Genomic DNA, 18,557 nt, shown 5'->3' on the forward strand with positions numbered 1-18,557 from the left:
GCCATGAAGCAATAGGTTATTATATTACGATGAGTCAACGGATGGCGTATGCTGTCCGTTTTATTTATTTTGTGGAGGTGACTATCATTAGCAAGGATACGCCGCGTATTAATGAAGAAATTCGCGCCCGTGAAGTTCGTGTGGTGAGTGCTGATAACGAGCAGTTGGGTATTATGTCTGCAAGAGAGGCGTTGGCTTTGGCAGAGGAACATCAGTTGGATCTTGTCGAAGTAGCACCGAACGGCAAACCACCTGTTTGTCGTATTATGAATTATGGCAAATATCGTTATGAACAGCAGAAACGTGAAAAGGAAGCGAAGAAGAAACAAAAAACATTTACCTTGAAGGAAGTGAAACTTCGTCCGCACATTGAAGATCATGATTTTTATGTGAAGATGAAGAATGCGTCCAAGTTCCTTGGTGAGGGAAACAAGGTGAAAGTTACCATCATGTTCCGCGGACGTGAGCTAAGCCACCCCGAATTAGGACATAATGTATTAACCCGATTTGCTGAGGAATTGGCAGAACAAGCTGTTGTTGAAAAAGCGGCTAAGCTTGAAGGGCGAAACATGACGATGATATTAGCAAAGAAAGGTTAATTGAGGAGGATTATTAATTATGCCAAAGATTAAAACCCGCCGTGCAGCGGCTAAACGTTTTGTACCGACAGGTAGCGGTGAATTCAAACGCGCTAAAGCGTTCAAGAGCCATATCTTGGAAAAGAAATCTCCGGCTCGTAAACGCAATCTTCGCAAGGCTACTTTGGTAAGCAAAGCTGATTACAAACGCGTAGCTAAATGCTTGCCGTACGCTTAAGATTGAATCTAATCGTTAATTCGTAGAGTAATGGAGGATATAGATAATAATGGCTAGAGTAAAAAAGGGCGTTACCGCTCATGCACGTCATAAGAAAATTTTAAAATTAGCTAAAGGTTATCGCGGAACCCGCAGCCGCTTATTCAAAAAAGCTAACGAAACGGTAATGAAAGCATTATATTATGCTCGTCGTGACCGTCGCGCTAAGAAACGTGAATTCCGTAAATTATGGATTGCTCGTATCAACGCAGCAAGCCGCATGAACGGATTGAGCTACAGCCGTTTCATCGCTGGTCTTACTAAGGCTGGCGTAGAAGTTAACCGTAAGATGTTAGCTGACCTTGCTGTAAACGACGCTGTTGCATTTGCTAAGCTCGTTGAAGTAGCTAAAAACGCATAAGAAACTAGTAGAGTTGTAACCATAGGTTACAACTCTATTTCTATATATGAGCCCTCTTTTTCTATATACAGATTAGGAGATTTCGCTTATAATAAGGGAATAGAATTTATTTCTCTTTATTAATGATGGAGGTAATGGATATGCCAATCATTCATGTAGAATTAGTAGAAGGTCGTACGAAGGAACAGAAGAAACAGTTAGGGGAAGCAATTACGAAAGCAACTGTTGATATCGTAAAGGTACCGGTAGAAGCAGTAAAGGTTATCTTTGTTGATATGAAAGCCGATGAATTTATGGAAGGCGGCGTTTTACGTTCCGAACGTAAATAGAATATAGGAAGATGTTGATTACAGCGCTGCTATACAGCGCTTGCACACGGAAGGCGTATTGAAGTAAGGAGAAAGGAAGTTACCATGAGAGAAGATAAGTTTGGTCTACGGGGCTTGACTTTTGACGATGTGCTGTTGGTTCCGGCAGCATCAGATGTATTGCCACATGAAGTGGATTTAACTACGTATTTGACACGCGACATTAAATTGAATATTCCGATGATCAGTTCTGGTATGGATACTGTTACGGAATCCAAGATGGCTATCGCCATGGCACGTGAAGGCGGCCTCGGTGTTATCCATAAAAATATGTCGATAGAAGAGCAGGCCCATGAGGTCGACAAAGTAAAGCGCTCAGAGCATGGTATCATAGTTGATCCCATTTATCTTAGTCCGCAGAATTTATTATCCGATGCGGAAGAATTGATGAAGAAATACTCCATTTCCGGTGTGCCGATTACAGTAAACGGTAAACTTGTTGGTATTATCACTAACCGCGACTTGCGCTTTGAAAGCAATTTGGCGCGACCTATTGGCGAAGTAATGACACATGAAAATCTAATTACGGCACCGGTAGGCACATCGTTGGAAAAGGCAAAGGAAATTTTGCGTGCTCACCGTATCGAAAAATTGCCGTTAGTAGATGGAGACGGAAACCTTAAAGGGTTAATTACCATTAAAGATATTGAAAAAGCAACAAAATATCCTAATTCCGCCAAAGATGGAAGCGGCCGTCTTTTGGTTGGTGCAGCTGTCGGCGTAAGTAAGGATTTGTATGATCGTATGGATGCATTGGTAGCGGCCAAGGTCGATGTATTGATTGTTGATACAGCACATGGTCATTCTGCCGGTGTACTCCGTACGTTGAAGGAACTGAAAAAAGCAGTACCGCATGTTCCTGTTATTGCCGGGAATGTGGCTACCGCAGCCGGAACAGAAGCGTTAATTGAAGCCGGAGCAGATGCGGTTAAGGTGGGTATCGGCCCTGGTTCCATCTGTACGACTCGTGTTATTGCAGGTATCGGTGTTCCACAGATAACAGCTGTATATGAAAGTGCTAAAGTGGCGCATCGGTACGGTATTCCAATTATTGCTGATGGTGGTATAAAATACTCCGGAGATATTGCCAAAGCCATTGCCGCCGGTGCTCAAGTAGTTATGATGGGCAATATTTTGGCCGGTACGGAAGAAAGTCCGGGTGAAACGGTGATCTATCAAGGACGTAGCTATAAGGTATATCGTGGTATGGGTAGCTTGGGCGCTATGAAGCTTGGTAGTAAGGATCGTTACTTCCAGTCGGAAGCAAAAAAATTAGTGCCGGAAGGCATTGAAGGCCGTGTACCATACAAGGGAATTGCGGCTGATACAATTTTCCAAATGGTAGGTGGGTTACGAGCCAGCATGGGATATTGCGGCTGCCATACTATCGAAGAAATGATGAATAATACACAGTTTATCCAAATTACAGCTGCCGGTTTGAAGGAAAGCCATCCGCATGATGTAAGTATCACGGTAGAAGCACCGAATTACAGCGGCTGATAGATGAGGTGTAAGGTTTTGCGTAAACAAGTAGACGTGTTAGGCGTACCTGTTGACGTAGTGACCATGAAGGAAGCAATTCAGCGCGTACAACATATGTATGAAGAGCCGGGGCTACATTTAGTAGCCACGGCTAACGCTGAAATGGTCATGTTAGCGCGACGGGATAAAGAATTACATACGATATTAAGCAATGCGGCATTAGTTGTGGCAGACGGTGCCGGCGTGCTTTGGGCCGGTGAACAGAAAGGACAACATTTCCCTGAAAGGGTAGCCGGTTGTGATTTGTCGATGGCATTGCTTGCTGAAGCAGCTAAACGGAGAACACCGGTATATTGTTTAGGGGCGGCTCCGGGAGTGGCTGAACAGGCGATTCGTAATGTAGAAAAAAAAGTAGGTTCATTAGTCGTAGTCGGTACTCATTCCGGCTTTTTTGATGACCGAGAAGAGGCACGTATTATAGATACTATTGCCCAAAGCGGTGCTAAGCTGGTACTGGTAGCGCTGGGTGTGCCTAAGCAAGAAAAATGGATTAGCCAGAAGCTGGCACATTTGGATGGTGTGGTAGCTATTGGCATAGGTGGGTCGTTTGATGTTATGGCCGGTGTAGTAAAACGAGCACCGTTGTGGATGCAACGCAATCGTATTGAGTGGCTGTATCGCTTGGCTAAGCAGCCGCAACGCATCTTGCGGATGTTGGCGTTACCGCGGTTTATGTGGGCCGTATTAACAGCAAAAAAATAGAGAGGTGGTGCGCGATGCCCACAGGGATTATTGTAAAAGAAGGGTATCCGTTCATAGGGATTACTTTTCTTGTTGCTTTTCTTGTCGGATATTTTGTTTCGGTATACGTAGCAATTATTCCTTTCATATTAGCTTGTTTTTTTACTTTTTTCTTCCGTAGTCCTAAGCGACAAATTCCGGAGGATCCCAATGTATTGGTTTCTCCTGCGGACGGGAAGGTGATGGATGTATCCGAAGTATATGAAGATACATTTCTTGGCACTGAATGCAAAAAGGTAACTATTTTCTTATCTGTGTTCGATGTGCATGTCAATCGGGCACCGATGGCAGGTCGGATTACCTTTAGACAATATACATGCGGCGGATTTTTACCGGCGTATAAATCCTCGGTAGGTTATGAAAATGAACGTCATTCTATCGGGATTGACAATGGGCGTATATCTATTTTGGTGACACAAATTGCGGGCTTGTTAGCGCGGCGTATTGTGTCTTGGACTGATTTGGATAGCAACCTGGAAAAGGGGCAGCTTTACGGTATGATTAAGTTCGGTTCCTGTACGGAGCTCTTTGTACCAAAAAACGTGACGATTTGCGTTAAAAAGGGAGATCATGTTAAGGGCGGAGAAACTATTGTCGGGAGGCTGAACGATGAATAAATCAATTTTTCCAAACCTATTTACCGGTGCTAATTTAGCATTTGGTGTTATCGGTATTACATTTTCGGCGCAAGGTAACTTTACGGCAGCTGCTGTCTGCGTATTTTTATCATTGCTGGCTGATGGCTGTGACGGGCGTGTGGCTCGAGCATTAGGCGTGTCCGGGCCGATGGGGCGTGAGCTAGATTCCTTAGCCGATGTAGTCGGCTTTGGTGTTGCTCCTGCGTTTATGCTATTTGCTCGTGAGCTTACAGAATATGGTTGGCTAGGCTATGTACCACTTTTGGTATTCTCTGTCTTAGGCGCTTTCCGTCTGGCACGCTTTAATATTATGGCGGATGATGTACATGGGTACTTTTTAGGATTACCAATTCCGGCAGCCGGTTGTATGGCAGCTGCGTATGTATTGAGTGGTATTCACATACCGGCATGGCTATTGATGATAGCTATGATTGTTGTGGGGTATTTGATGGTAAGTAATGTCCATCATCCTGATTTTAAAGGTAAAGGTGCTGATCCGGTGCATATGCCGGCGTTACTTATTGTAGCTGTATTAGCGGTGATTGCATTGGTTCTTGATTGGCACTCCTGGCCGGTATTGATTTTTTCGTTATATGCGGTATTTGGTATTTGCAATACTGTAATTACACTAATAAAACAGTAAGGGGCGGAGGACGTAAATGGATTACCTTCTTGACCTTGTCATGATTCCGTTACAAGTAATCATTGTATTTTATACAATTTATTATTTTATATTAGCGGTATTCGGAATGTGGCGAAGAAAAGAGAAAAAGCAATATGCGCCTAAAAACTCATTTGCAATTATTGTCTGTGCACATAATGAAGAAGCTGTTGTAGGACAATTGGTGGAAAATCTGCAAATTTTACGCTATCCTAAAGAGCTGTACGATATTTTTGTAGTCGCTGATAACTGTACCGATAAAACAGCCGAGGTAGCTGCTAAAGCCGGTGCTACTGTATATGAACGCTTCAATGATAAAGAAGTAGGTAAAGGGTATGCCATGGGCTGGATGTTTGATCGTGTTTTTGCCATGAAGCGTACATATGATGCTTTTGTTATTTTCGATGCCGATAATTTGGTGCATCCTAATTTCCTTTTGGAAATGAATAATCACTTGGAAAAAGGCGAACCTGTTATTCAAGGTTATCTGAATGCTAAAAATCCGACAGATACTTGGGTAGCCGGGACGTTTGCCATTGCCTTTTGGATGGTAAACCACATGTGGCATTTGGCAAAGTATAATCTTGGCTTATCCACGGCTCTCGGTGGTACAGGAATGTGCATTCGTACCGACATTATTCGTGACTACGGTTGGGATTGTAACTGTTTGACAGAAGACATGGAATTTTCTATGAAATTGTTGATTCACGGTGTAAAGACAACGTGGGCTCATGATGCAATTGTGTATGATGAAAAACCGTTGGGATTTATGCAATCCTGGAGACAACGTAAGCGTTGGGCACAAGGCCATTTTGATTGTGGAGAACGGTATATTCCCAAACTATTTGTCGAAGGCATTAAGCAAGGCAATTATCGTATTTTGGATGGAATTATCCAAATTAGTCAGCCTTATTTCTTATTGCTGTCAGCGTTCTATTTGATTATGACCTATATCAATGCCTTTGTGCCGGTGTATACGAATATTATTTATCAAATATTGCCGGTTACAGTATGGACAATTATTGGTATCGGGCAGTATTTGTTCCCTCTGATTGTATTGGCAACGATTAAGGTTCCGCCTAAAGTGTGGTTGTACTATCTGGTATATCCGATTTTTATGTACACCTGGGTACCGGTAACTTTCTTGGGATATTTGAATCGTCATGATAAAGTGTGGGCGCATACGCAGCATACGCGAGGAGTGGCTTTGGGTGAAGTGAAACTCACGCGTATGGGTGATGTAGATAAAGATAAGTAAAGAGAAATGTATACGTAAAAATAACCGGAGCCAGTTATGACCCGGTTATTTTTGTACAATAAAAGAAAGGTGATGGAATGCATATTTTAGTAAGTAATGATGATGGTATTATGGCTCCGGGGATTATAGCGTTGGCAGATAGGCTGGCACAGAAACATCGTGTTACGGTTGTGGCACCGGAGAAAGAGCAGAGTGCAAAATCGCATGCGTTGACAATTCATAATCCCGTACAGCTTATTGAAATGAATGGAGAGGGGGTAAATCCTCGGCGCTATGCATTAACGGGGACTCCAACGGATTGTGTTAAATTTGCACTTTCCTATTTATTAAAGGATGATAAACCTGATTTGGTAGTATCCGGTATAAATAATGGATTCAATCTCGGATCCGATGCGTTGTATTCCGGTACGGTAGGGGCTGGTATGGAAGGGCTTTTCTTCGGTGTCCCTGGGTTGGCTGTATCTGTGGAAAAATTTTCCGAAGAACGAGGAAAAGAAATTATTCCTTTCGTATGTGACTTCATTGAAGAAGTTTTTGAACATCAGGACTATTACGGTATGTTGAACATGAACTTCCCGCTTACGGGATGCTGTGATTGGGAGCATTGCGACGTAGTCAATCAGGGTCTCATGCCCTATGATGGTATTGTACGCCGAGAGGAATTACCGGATGGCAGAGTGCAATACCACATAGGGGGCAGTCTTGTTTTTAAAGGAGAAGATCGTCCTACCGATGTAACCTCTATTAAAGAGGGACGGATTACTGTTGTGGCGTTGGGATGGCAGCAACAGGATCAAGGTGGAACGGAAATTGTTTCGACGATGGTAACTGCTAAAAAGAAGGCATAATTGGTTCACTGTATTTTCATTTATAATACATATAATAGAAAAACAGGTGAAGTATGCCTGTAAACGAGTAGTGTAGCGAGGCAATTACATATGGAATATTTGGTAGCACTGGATTATCAGTGGTTTCAGGTGATCAACGGATGGGCCAATCATTATAGAATTCTCGATGCGGCTATGGTATTTTTTACTAAATTGGGTATTCCGTTGATGCTATTGTATTTAGCATCTCTGGTAGTACGAGGTGATAATGCGGAAAAACGTTTACGCAATAGAACCACTGTTATGGTGGCGTTGTGTGCCGCCGTTTTGGCTTTGGCAATTAATGGTATACTAGCACAGCTATTCTTTAGAGATCGGCCATTTATTGATCATGCTGTCAATCTTTTGGTATATCATGATGCAACGTCGTCGTGGCCGTCCAATCATGCCGCAATTTCGGCAGCCATGGCTATGTCGCTTTGTTTTAGGCGGCGTTGGGGTGCGCGCGTTTGTACTACCATCGCGGTATTGGTAGCATTGTCGCGGGTATATGTGGGAGTACATTACCCAATGGATATAATCAGTGGCTTTATTATTGGTATTGTCGCGTCGTTTATTATCATCAGTATCAGTGAAAAGCTGGAGCATTTGCTAATACGATTGCAATCACATTATGAAAAGCAAGGGAGTTAAGGAGTATGTCGGGGAAACGAGAAAAACGGACGGAAACATGGATACGGATAGGTTTCGCTGTAGCAGTTATTGTGTTGCTGATCGGGATTGAAGTTATCAAACCCGGATTTTATCGAGAAATGGCAGACTTGGCGGTTACCGGAGATGTGAAGCATATAGCGGCCGTATTGCAAAGTTATGGCCCAATGGCTATGGTCATCAGTTTTGTGTTAGACATATTCATTAACGCTGTTGGCGTACTGCCGTCTATTTTTTTCTCTACCGCTAACGGACTGGTATTCGGGTTAGTTCCAGGCATTATTATCTCATGGCTGGCAGAAACGGTCGGTGTCGTTATTAGTTTTGTCATCATGCGGTACTTTCTTCGTGAGTCGGCCTTGACATTAATACAGAAGAGTAAATTTCTTCTGAAAGTAGATGATTTTAGCGATAAAAACGGACTGATGGTCATGCTGTTCGCAAGAGCTATTCCGTATTTCCCCAGTGGTCTTATCACCGCATTGGGGGCGGTAAGTCGCATTAGTTTACGCGATTATATCATTGCTAATCTTATTGGTAAGTTTCCCTCTACTGCTTTGGAGGTAGTCGTCGGTCATGATGCGGTCATGTTTCATGAGCACATGAATCGCCTCGGTGTGGTTGCTGTGGTAGCAACTATGGCTTACGGACTACTGTGGTATTTGTATCGTCGCTATCGCAAGGCAAGAGAAGAATAAATATATGTAAGTTGTTAAAGAGAGTGTAGCTTTGCGTGACACTCTCTTTTTGTGTATAATGGGATACATCTGTAGGGTCGCTTTAGAGCGACATGGTAGTAAACAGTAGGAGAGAGGTAGTAACATATGAAATTTAAATTACCGAAAAAATCAATGCACAAAGGCCCAAACTTTATCCGTGAAGTATTTGAACGCGGAGCGGGTATACCGGGATTTATAAGTTTCGGCATTGGGAATCCCGCATCGGAAGCAATTCCTGTTAAGGAAATTCAAGACGCCTTTGATGAAATAGTTCATACGAATCCAATTGAAATTTTGCAATACGGCCCTATGCAGGGGGATGCTCATCTTGCAGAGCTTACGCGGCAGCGCTTAATTAATGTGCGACACATGCCGGCAGAGGGACAATCTATCTTGATTTCTATTGGTGCCGGTCAGGATTTGGGCTTAGTGCCTCGCACTATATGTGAAGACGGCGACGAAGTGTATATGGATGCTTATACTTTTACAAGTGGCATTAACGCAGTGCGGAATTGCGGCGCAGTACCGGTAGGTATCGCTATGGATGAAAAGGGTATGATTCCGGAAGCGCTTGAAAAGGCGGCAAAGTCGGGAAAGGGTAAATACATTTATTTAATTCCTAACTTCCAAAATCCGACAGGTATTACCATGCCGTTAGAACGTCGTCGCGCTATTTATGACATCGCACGGACGTATGATTTGTTGATTTATGAAGATGATCCGTATGGTGAAATCCGCTTTACTGATGAAGTTGTACCGACATTTAAATCGATGGATGAAGATAATCGCGTCATTTATGCTGGATCTTATTCCAAGACTGTATCCGCAGGTTTGCGGGTAGGCTTCTTATATGGCCCGGAAGAAATTATCGGAGCCATTCAGATGGTAAAGAATAATTGCGATGGTCAAATGCCGCTGGTAACACAGCGGGTTGTGGCGCATCTGTTAGACACGATAGACTATGATGAACAGATAAAAAAAGTAGCCCGAGTGTATAAGGAAAAATGCGATTTAATGCTGGATACATTTAAAAAGTATGGCAGCAGTAAGGTGCGTTTTACAACGCCGACGGGAGGCATGTTCGTATGGATGACCATGCCGGATGGCGTGGATTGCGATGCTTTCTTTGAAACCTGTATGGAACATAAGGTAGGGATTGTGAAAGGTGCTGCTTTTGCTGCTGATGGAATTCCGGCAGGTCAATCCTTCCGATTAAGCTTTACCTTCCCATCGAAGGAGCAAATCGTGGAAGGCATGAAGATTGTAGGAGCGCTGACAAAAGAAGTATGTGGTGATTGAGCGAATTTGATTATATTTATAAATTTTGATTAACTGATAGTTAATGACAGCAGAATAAGAATAATCGGTAGTTTTTATAAGGTGGTTATGCCAATATTGAAAATTATCGATTATTTTTTTAGTTTGCTTTTGATGGATATTGAAGATTTACAATGGGTATGATAGAATAACATACGTGGGAGCGTGTGCTCCGGATATAAAAATAGTTACATACTTGATGAAAGTAGGTGTTTATAATGGCCTGTGGTAGTTCGGGCGGATGCAGCGGTTGTTCTTCTGCATCGACATGCGGTAGTGCGCAACAGCAACCGCAGGATTTGACGGCAAAGTTAAATCCGTTGAGTAGTGTTAAACATGTAATCGGTGTCGTTAGTGGTAAAGGTGGCGTTGGTAAGTCCTTAGTGACTAGTATGCTTGCTATTTCCATGGCGCGTAAAGGCTATAAAGTTGGTATTCTTGATGCGGATATTACCGGTCCGTCGATTCCTAAAGTATTCGGTGTAAAAGGTAAGGCACGTGTTGATGAAGCCGGCATGTATCCATTACCGTCCAAAGGCGGCATTGATATTATGTCAGTTAACCTATTATTGGAAAACGAAACAGATCCGGTGTTATGGCGCGGTCCTATCGTTGGTAATGTGGTTAAACAATTTTATACCGATGTGATTTGGCAGGATTTGGACTATTTGTTTGTAGATATGCCACCGGGAACCGGTGACGTAGCTATTACCGTATACCAGTCCTTGCAGTTAGATGGTATTGTGGTTGTTACCTCTCCGCAGGATTTGGTAGCCATGATTGTGGAAAAAGCCGTAAAGATGGCAGATCTTATGCAGGTTCCAATTATCGGCGTAGTGGAAAATTTCTCATATTTCCATTGCCCGGACAATGGCAAAGATTACAAAATTTTCGGGGACAGTCATATCGATGAAGTGCTGAAACGGTATAATTTGTTGTTAATGGCACGACTTCCTATCAATCCGGATATTGCCGCATTATGTGATGCCGGTAAGCTTGAGGATATTGAAAAGACCGGATTGGAAGATGTCGTATTACCTCAATAATAGGTAAGTAGGTGTAGAGAGGGGCGACTCAGGGGGATACTAGACAGGATATGTACCTGCCTGCGTCTTTGATGCAGGCAGGTTTTTTAGTGGGTGGATAGTAACTCGTTATATTTCTAAGTAGAAAAGAGGAGCAAAACCATATGAAGAAGTATCTATCGTGGATTATTCCTATCGTAGTAGGTGTGGGCATTTGGTTTACACCAGTACCGGATGGATTAAAGCCACAAGCATGGCACTTGTTTGCTATATTTGCAGGTACTATTTTAGGATTTATTTTACAACCGCTCCCGATAGGGGCATTATCGATTATCAGTATTGTAGTAGCCGGATTGACGAATACCTTGAAAATCAATGAAGGATTATCTGGATTCTCCAATGCTGCTATTTGGCTGATTGTAGCAGCCTTTCTATTTTCGCGCGGCTTTATCAAAACAGGTTTAGGGAAACGTATCGCCTATTCATTGATTAAAGCCGTCGGTAGTAGTTCCTTGAAATTGTCGTACGCATTGGTGTTAAGCGATTTGATTTTATCGCCGGCTACACCGTCTAATACAGCTCGTGCCGGTGGGGTAATTTTCCCGATAACAAAAAGCTTGGCATCTGCCTTTGGGTCGGAACCGGGTAGTACAGCTCGTAAAATTGGGGCATATTTGATTCAGGTTATTTATCAAGGTAATACGATTACCTCGGCTATGTTCATGACTTCTATGGCTGGTAATACGTTGGTTGCTTCTTTGATTGCTGAGTCCTTCGGCATGGAAATGACATGGGGCATGTGGGCTATGGCTGCTATTGTTCCCGGTATTGTTGCCTTAATCGTTATGCCGTTTATTCTTTACAAGGTATATCCGCCGGAATTGAAGGATACACGCGACATCCAGAAGATGATTGGTAAAGAATTAGCAGATCTGGGACCTATGTCCTACGGTGAAAAGGTTATGCTTGGCGTATTTATCTTGTCGTTGATTCTTTGGGCTACCGGACAATTCACACATATCAATGCTACGGTAGTTGCTTTGCTTGGCGTATCGATCCTGCTTGTTACTAAGGTATTGGAATGGAAAGACGTAACGGAAGAAAAAGGTGGCTGGGATACCTTAATTTGGATGGGTACCATGATGGCGTTAGCATCCTTCTTAACAAAGCTTGGTTTTATTCCTTGGTTTGCTAAAATTGTGGGAGCACAGGTAGCCGGAACCAGCTGGTTTGTAGCCTTCTTGATTTTGGTACTGGTATATACCTATTCGCATTATCTTTTTGCCAGTCTTACTGTTCATATTTCGGCCATGTATGTTGTATTCGTTGCTGTAGCAATCAGCGCCGGAGCACCGCCGTACTTGGCTATGTTGGCCTTGGCGTTCTTCTCGAACTTGTGTATGTCCTTGACACATTATGCAGCCGGGCCGTCGCCGGTTTGCTTTAATGCCGGGTATGTACCGCAAAATACGTGGTGGCGCTTAGGCTTTATGGCATCGGTGATTAACCTTGTTATTTGGCTTGGTATCGGCTCTGTATGGTGGAAAGTATTGGGCTTGTGGTAATGGGTTTGACTACCCCTCTATGGGCACATAAATAATTAGACGTAAAAGAGCTATCCTTCAATGGATTTTCCTCGGAGGATAGCTCTTTTTTTGTTGTGATTCAATTACTGTTAGTAGTGTGTCTCTCTTACTCGCTAATTATATAGAAGAGGGTGCTGTTTTGGTTGCAACTGTAGATGTGATATAATAAAGGCAATATAATACTAATTATAACGGAGGTGCGAGAATGACAACAGCAGAGCATCTGTTAACATTTATAAAGCAGAGCACATCACCCTATCATACGGTGAGCAGTGCCGCCAATATACTGGAAGAAAATGGATTTAAAGAATTGGCTTTGAATGAAGAATGGCATTTGTCTGAAGGTAATTATTATGTGAAGGTATACGGAACGACACTATTTGCTTTTCATATCGGTCGTCGGGTGCGTTCTTCCATGCGCATTGCCTCGGCGCATACCGATTTCCCGGCTATACGGGTAAAACCGAATCCTATCAGTAAGGAAAAAGGATATAGTAAGCTGAATGTCGAAACGTATGGAGGATTGATTTTAAATACATGGCTGGATCGACCTTTGTCAATGGCCGGTGCCGTTGTATGCCGTGGAGCATCACCATTCTCTCCGGTACAATATTTGATTGATATGAAAAGACCGTTGTTTACAATTCCTAATTTGGCTATTCATATGAATCGAGCGATGAATGATGGCGTAGCGCTCAATCGTCAGAAAGATATGTTACCGTTGGCTATGATGTGCGGTGATGAAACACCGACGGAAAAACAATGGATGGAAGTCTTGGGAAATGAAATCGGCTGTGCAGCAGAAGATATTTTATCCTATGAATTAACATTGTATCCGGCAGAGGATGGATGTATTTTTGGTTTACAAAATGAGTTTATCAGTTCTCCACGCCTTGATAATCTGACATCTTGCGTGGCATGTTTGACAGGTATCACGGAAGCGGCTCAGGCAAAAGCCGAAGGATTGCGTGTGATTGCTCTCTTCGATAATGAAGAGGTAGGCAGCCGTACGAAACAAGGCGGTGCTTCCATGATATTACCGACTATAATCCATCGTATTTACGATGCCTTGGGATTATCGGCGGAGGCATGTCGTGCCGATATAAGCGGAGGATTTATGGTTTCTGCCGATGTAGCTCATGCATATCATCCCAATCACGGTGAAAAAAATGATATTACCAATGTACCGATTTTAAACGGTGGGGTAGTATTAAAAATTGCTGCCAGTCAATCCTATGCCGGTGATGCAATGGCGCTGGCTACGGTTCGTGATTTATGTGAAACAAACGACATACTATGGCAGAGTTATGTAAATCGTTCAGATATTCCCGGCGGCTCTACGGTAGGGTCCATTTCTTCAGCTATGTTGACGATGCGTACCATGGATGTGGGGGTTGCGTTATTGGCCATGCATTCTGCACGAGAAACTATGGGGATACAAGACCAGGCTGCATTAAATTCATTGATGAAGGCATTTTTACGATAGGTGATATACATGCTGGATACATATGTTGGATTTATTTCACATGGTCTGGAAACATGGCAAGGGCAGGGCTTGATTGTGTTACTGTTTTTTCTCGCCGGTTTTACTACCGCATTATTGCCGGAAACAGTAGCGACGATTTTACCGCGCTTGGCCGGACATGTGTATAAACGTATTTATTTCGCAGTGGGGATGGTTATTTCAGTTATCGGTATCGGAGTGGTGTCTTCTTGGATATTGGGACCTTCGATAATTGGCAAAGGCGCCTATTATTTATGGAGTGCATTACTGGTGGCGATGGCATTGCAGTGTTTTGAGTGGGTTGCTTTTATTCATCCGGCTCCGTTAGGAGGGCTTCGTACGGCACGACGGACGGAGAGAAAAAGTTCTACCGCACAACGCCTCTTATCTATTATGGTACAAGGTATCCGTGTGGGTGCGACGTGGCGGTATGACCGGTTGCCTATTTATATTTGGCTTATTGCCGGGATTGCTTTGGTGGGGTGGCGTCTGGCATCACTTATGACGATTGCCTTTATTTTAGGTGATATAATACCGATTTTCTGGCTGACCAATCGGATGGAACGATTGGCTGGTTTGGTGACTAAACCTGATTATCGAAGGGGGATTCGTTTCTTTAAACGGTTGATGGGGATTATTATGCTACTGGAAGCATTGTATTTTGTTGGTCATGTATAAGGCAAGTATGACAAATATATATGATTGACAGAAGATGATTAAAATTAATAGAAATCATGTAAAAAACAGGGAATGCAAGCCGTATTGATAGTATACGGAATAGACATTCCCTTTTTTCTGTCTTGCTCTGCTGGAAAATGCCGGTTTTTGATGTATATGCAGATAAATTAATGGACAATTGACTGCCAACGGTGTAGGATTAAAGATAGGTTTGAGGCCATCTCCTAAGTGAGGATGGGAGATGGCTGTTTCGTGAGGAGGAAAGACCATGAAAGAAATAAAATCTGTATTGGTAGCGAACCGCGGTGAAATTGCGATTCGCGTATTCCGTGCGTGTAATGAAATGGGCATTCGGACAGTAGCTATCTATTCGAAGGAAGATGCTCTTTCTTTACATCGAAATCAAGCGGATGAAGCGTATTTGGTAGGCCGTGGTAAGAAACCTGTTGATGCCTATTTGGATATCGAAGATATTATCCGCATTGCACACGAACATGATGTAGATGCTATTCATCCGGGTTACGGGTTCTTGTCTGAAAATGCAAAATTTGCCAGACGCTGTAAGGAAGAAGGCATTATTTTTATCGGACCGAATGTAGAACATTTGGAAATGTTTGGTGATAAAGTAAATGCTCGTATCCAGGCAAAGCTAGCTAATATTCCTATGATTCCTGGCAGTGATGGTCCGTTAAAAGATTTTGATGAATTAGAAGCATTCGCTAAAACGCATGGCTTCCCGCTGATGATTAAAGCAGTAAACGGCGGCGGTGGTCGCGGTATGCGTGCCGTGTCTCGGATGGAAGAACTACGGGATGCATACGATCGTGCTAAATCAGAAGCTAAGATGGCTTTTGGCGATGACGATGTATATGTCGAAAAATTAATTGTAGAACCGAAACATATTGAAGTGCAGGTTATTGGGGATACGCATGGCAATGTAGTTCATCTCCATGAACGTGACTGCTCCGTACAGCGCCGTCACCAAAAGGTTGTCGAAATGGCACCGGCCTTTGCCGTACCTGTGGAAACACGTCAAAAAATATGTGATGCAGCAGTTCAGATTATGAAAAATGTGCATTATGTAGGGGCTGGTACCGTAGAATTTTTGGTAACCAACGATGGTAATTTTTATTTTATCGAAGTTAACCCGCGTATTCAGGTAGAACATACAATTACCGAAATGGTTACCGGTATCGATATCGTACATACACAAATTCGTGTAGCCGAAGGATATTCCTTATACGATAAAGAAGTCGGTGTGCCGGAACAGAAGGATATTCGTTGTGATGGACAGGCAATCCAGTGCCGGATTACAACAGAAGATCCAAGTAATAACTTTATGCCTGACACCGGTAAGTTGTTAGCTTATCGCAGTAGCGGTGGCTTTGGTATTCGTCTTGACGGTGGTAATGCCTTTACGGGATCGGTTATTACACCGTATTATGATTCTTTGTTAGTAAAAGCGTCCTCTTGGGCTTTGACACCGAAGGAAGCTATTAACAAGATGCTTCGCTGTTTACGTGAGTTCCGTATTCGTGGTGTTAAAACGAATATTCACTTCTTGACAAATGTATTGGAAAGTCCTGAATTCCAGGCCGGTACCTGCAACGTAAACTTCATTGATGAACATCCGGAATTGTTTGTGTTCAAACAAGAACGCGACCGTGGTACGAAGATGTTACGTTACATTGCAGATGTTACTGTAAACGGTTATGCCGATACGGGTAAACAGGAGTTACCTGATTTTGAACCGATTCAGTTACCGCCGACACTGGCTATCGAACCGCCGCGCGGAACCAAACAGCGCTTTGATGAATTGGGACCGGAAAAATTTGCGCAATGGTTAATGAAGGAAAAACAAGTCTACTTTACGGATACTACATGGCGTGATGCTCATCAATCCTTATTTGCTACGCGTCTGCGCACAGCCGATATGGCTCGTGTTGCCGGTGAAGCAGCGCGCGGTGTACCGAATCTGTTTTCCCTGGAATGCTGGGGCGGCGCAACCTTTGATGTAGCTTATCGATTCCTTCATGAAGATCCGTGGGAACGACTTCGCATGTTCCGCAAAGAAGTACCGAATGTACTTTTACAAATGTTGTTGCGCGGTGCTAATGCTGTTGGTTATACCAGCTATCCGGATAATGTAGTGCGCAAATTTATTCAGCTGGCAGCTAAAAACGGGGTAGATGTATTCCGCGTATTTGATAGCTTAAACAGTTTGGACAACATGCATGTTGCTATTGATGAAGTTCGTAGTCAGAATAAATTGGCTGAAGTATCTTTGTGTTATACCGGAGATATTTTAGATGCATCTCGTCCTAAATATAATTTGGCTTACTATGTAAATATGGCGAAGGAACTTGCCAATGCAGGGGCTAATATTATCGCTATCAAGGATATGGCAGGCTTGTTGAAACCACAGGCTGCGTATAACTTGGTATCCGCTTTGAAAGATGCTGTTGATTTGCCGATTCACTTACATACACATGAAGGAGCCGGCAATGCCATTTATACCTATGGTCGTGCCATTGATGCAGGTGTAGATGTAGTGGATGTAGCTTACTCAGCATTTGCTAATGGTACTAGCCAACCGAGTATGAATTCCTTGTATTATGGTTTGACAGGTCATGAACGTCAGCCGTCTATGGATGTGGACTATATGGAAAGTATGTCCCACTATTTTGCATCAATTCGTCCATACTATAAAGGGGTAGACCACACCTCTCCGTTCCCGAGCACAGAAGTGTATCAACATGAAATGCCGGGCGGACAGTTCTCAAATCTACAACAGCAAGCTAAGAGTGTAGGCCTTGGTGATCGGTGGTCGGAAATTAAAAAGGTATACCATCAAGTCAGCATGATGTTCGGTGATATTATCAAGGTAACTCCGTCTTCTAAGGTTGTTGGTGATATGACATTGTATATGGTGCAAAATGGTTTAACCGAACAAGATATCTATGAAAAAGGTGAAACCTTGGACTTCCCGCAATCGGTAGTGGAATTCTTTGAAGGGCGTTTGGGTGTGCCGTATCAAGGATTCCCGGAAAAGTTACAGAAGATTGTATTGAAGGGAAAACAGCCGTTAACGCAGCGTCCGGGGGCAGCATTACAGCCGGTAGACTTTGAAGATGTACGCAAGAAACTAGCTGATATGGGTGCCGGCACTACCGATGAAGATGTAATTGCTTACTGCTTATATCCGAAGGTATTCAGCGATTATGTAGAATTTACCAAGGATTATGGTGATATTTCGGTCCTGGATACGCCGACATTCTTCTTCGGGATGCGTCGCGGTGAGGCTATTCACGTTGTCATTGAAAAAGGTAAGATGCTCATCATTAAATTGATTCACGTTAGTGAAGCCGATGAAGATGGCAAGCGTATAGTAAGCTTTGAATTTAACGGTCAGCCTCGTGACATCAAAATTCAGGATAAACACGTTAAGACCACCGGTGTAGTTCGTCATAAAGCAGACAAGACGCAGCCGGGCGAAATCGGTGCTACCTTGTCGGGATCCGTTGTTAAGATTTTGGTTAAAAACGGACAGGCTGTTGTAAAAGGAGAACCGCTTATTGTAACAGAAGCTATGAAGATGGAAACAACAATCACTTCTCCTATCGACGGTTTGGTTGGTGAAGTATATGTTCGTGAAGGCAGTCGTATCGAAAGTGGCGATTGTCTCATGAAGATTGAAGATAAAGGCAGTCAGCAGTAATTGGTACTATTACTTTATAGTACATACAGGTTGCCAGATTATGTAATT

General features: G+C 43.1%; 18 protein-coding genes. All 18 read left to right on the top strand.

Annotation, left to right across the window (positions count from 1 at the left end):
- Positions 1-41 precede the first annotated feature (41 nt).
- Entirely contained in the window at positions 42-599 is a 558-nt protein-coding gene (gene infC, locus G344_RS0107335) for a translation initiation factor IF-3 (RefSeq protein ID WP_083963088.1), read from the top strand.
- 19 nt (positions 600-618) lie between these two features.
- Positions 619-816, top strand: a complete 198-nt coding sequence (gene rpmI, locus G344_RS0107340) for a 50S ribosomal protein L35 (protein WP_006555054.1) — start codon at positions 619-621, stop codon at positions 814-816.
- 49 nt (positions 817-865) lie between these two features.
- Positions 866-1,216 (top strand): 50S ribosomal protein L20, encoded by a 351-nt coding sequence (gene rplT, locus G344_RS0107345; protein WP_028255626.1) that lies wholly within the window; start codon positions 866-868, stop codon positions 1,214-1,216.
- Between the two features lie 140 nt (positions 1,217-1,356).
- Positions 1,357-1,545, top strand: coding sequence for a 4-oxalocrotonate tautomerase (locus G344_RS0107350; protein WP_028255627.1), 189 nt, complete (start codon positions 1,357-1,359; stop codon positions 1,543-1,545).
- An 84-nt stretch (positions 1,546-1,629) separates the two neighbouring features.
- A complete protein-coding gene (guaB, locus tag G344_RS0107355; RefSeq protein WP_028255628.1) occupies positions 1,630-3,084 on the top strand; it encodes an IMP dehydrogenase in 1,455 nt (484 codons plus the stop codon).
- Between the two features lie 18 nt (positions 3,085-3,102).
- Positions 3,103-3,828, top strand: a complete 726-nt coding sequence (locus G344_RS0107360; RefSeq protein WP_028255629.1) for a WecB/TagA/CpsF family glycosyltransferase — start codon at positions 3,103-3,105, stop codon at positions 3,826-3,828.
- 14 nt (positions 3,829-3,842) lie between these two features.
- Positions 3,843-4,484, top strand: a complete 642-nt coding sequence (locus tag G344_RS0107365) for a phosphatidylserine decarboxylase family protein (RefSeq protein ID WP_028255630.1) — start codon at positions 3,843-3,845, stop codon at positions 4,482-4,484.
- Positions 4,477-5,148 (top strand): CDP-diacylglycerol--serine O-phosphatidyltransferase, encoded by a 672-nt coding sequence (pssA, locus tag G344_RS0107370; RefSeq protein WP_028255631.1) that lies wholly within the window; start codon positions 4,477-4,479, stop codon positions 5,146-5,148. Before G344_RS0107365 ends, pssA begins: the two co-directional genes overlap by 8 nt.
- A gap of 16 nt (positions 5,149-5,164) precedes the next feature.
- Positions 5,165-6,424, top strand: coding sequence for a glycosyltransferase family 2 protein (locus G344_RS0107375; RefSeq protein ID WP_028255632.1), 1,260 nt, complete (start codon positions 5,165-5,167; stop codon positions 6,422-6,424).
- A 77-nt stretch (positions 6,425-6,501) separates the two neighbouring features.
- Positions 6,502-7,272: a 5'/3'-nucleotidase SurE gene (gene surE, locus G344_RS0107380; RefSeq protein ID WP_028255633.1), complete on the top strand. Its 771-nt coding sequence runs from the start codon at positions 6,502-6,504 to the stop codon at positions 7,270-7,272.
- 90 nt (positions 7,273-7,362) lie between these two features.
- A complete protein-coding gene (locus G344_RS11525) occupies positions 7,363-7,944 on the top strand; it encodes a phosphatase PAP2 family protein (protein WP_051245861.1) in 582 nt (193 codons plus the stop codon).
- Between the two features lie 5 nt (positions 7,945-7,949).
- The gene (locus tag G344_RS0107390; protein ID WP_028255634.1) at positions 7,950-8,660 is read left to right on the top strand and encodes a TVP38/TMEM64 family protein; all 711 of its coding nucleotides are present in this window, start codon (positions 7,950-7,952) and stop codon (positions 8,658-8,660) included.
- Between the two features lie 126 nt (positions 8,661-8,786).
- Entirely contained in the window at positions 8,787-9,980 is a 1,194-nt protein-coding gene (locus G344_RS0107395; RefSeq protein WP_028255635.1) for an aminotransferase-like domain-containing protein, read from the top strand.
- Between the two features lie 236 nt (positions 9,981-10,216).
- Positions 10,217-11,044 carry an Mrp/NBP35 family ATP-binding protein gene (locus G344_RS0107400; protein WP_028255636.1) on the top strand — a complete coding sequence of 276 codons (828 nt, stop codon included), beginning with the start codon at positions 10,217-10,219 and terminating at the stop codon, positions 11,042-11,044.
- 143 nt (positions 11,045-11,187) lie between these two features.
- A complete protein-coding gene (locus tag G344_RS0107405) occupies positions 11,188-12,588 on the top strand; it encodes an anion permease (RefSeq protein WP_028255637.1) in 1,401 nt (466 codons plus the stop codon).
- A gap of 226 nt (positions 12,589-12,814) precedes the next feature.
- Positions 12,815-14,095 (top strand): M18 family aminopeptidase, encoded by a 1,281-nt coding sequence (locus G344_RS0107410; protein ID WP_028255638.1) that lies wholly within the window; start codon positions 12,815-12,817, stop codon positions 14,093-14,095.
- A gap of 9 nt (positions 14,096-14,104) precedes the next feature.
- On the top strand, positions 14,105-14,791 hold the full coding sequence (locus G344_RS0107415) for a hypothetical protein (RefSeq protein ID WP_028255639.1): 687 nt from the start codon (positions 14,105-14,107) through the stop codon (positions 14,789-14,791).
- A 268-nt stretch (positions 14,792-15,059) separates the two neighbouring features.
- The gene (locus G344_RS0107420) at positions 15,060-18,509 is read left to right on the top strand and encodes a pyruvate carboxylase (protein ID WP_028255640.1); all 3,450 of its coding nucleotides are present in this window, start codon (positions 15,060-15,062) and stop codon (positions 18,507-18,509) included.
- Positions 18,510-18,557 lie beyond the last annotated feature (48 nt).

The sequence above is a fragment of the Veillonella magna DSM 19857 genome, assembly GCF_000428745.1.
Classification (GTDB): Bacteria; Bacillota; Negativicutes; order Veillonellales; family Veillonellaceae; genus Veillonella_A; species Veillonella_A magna.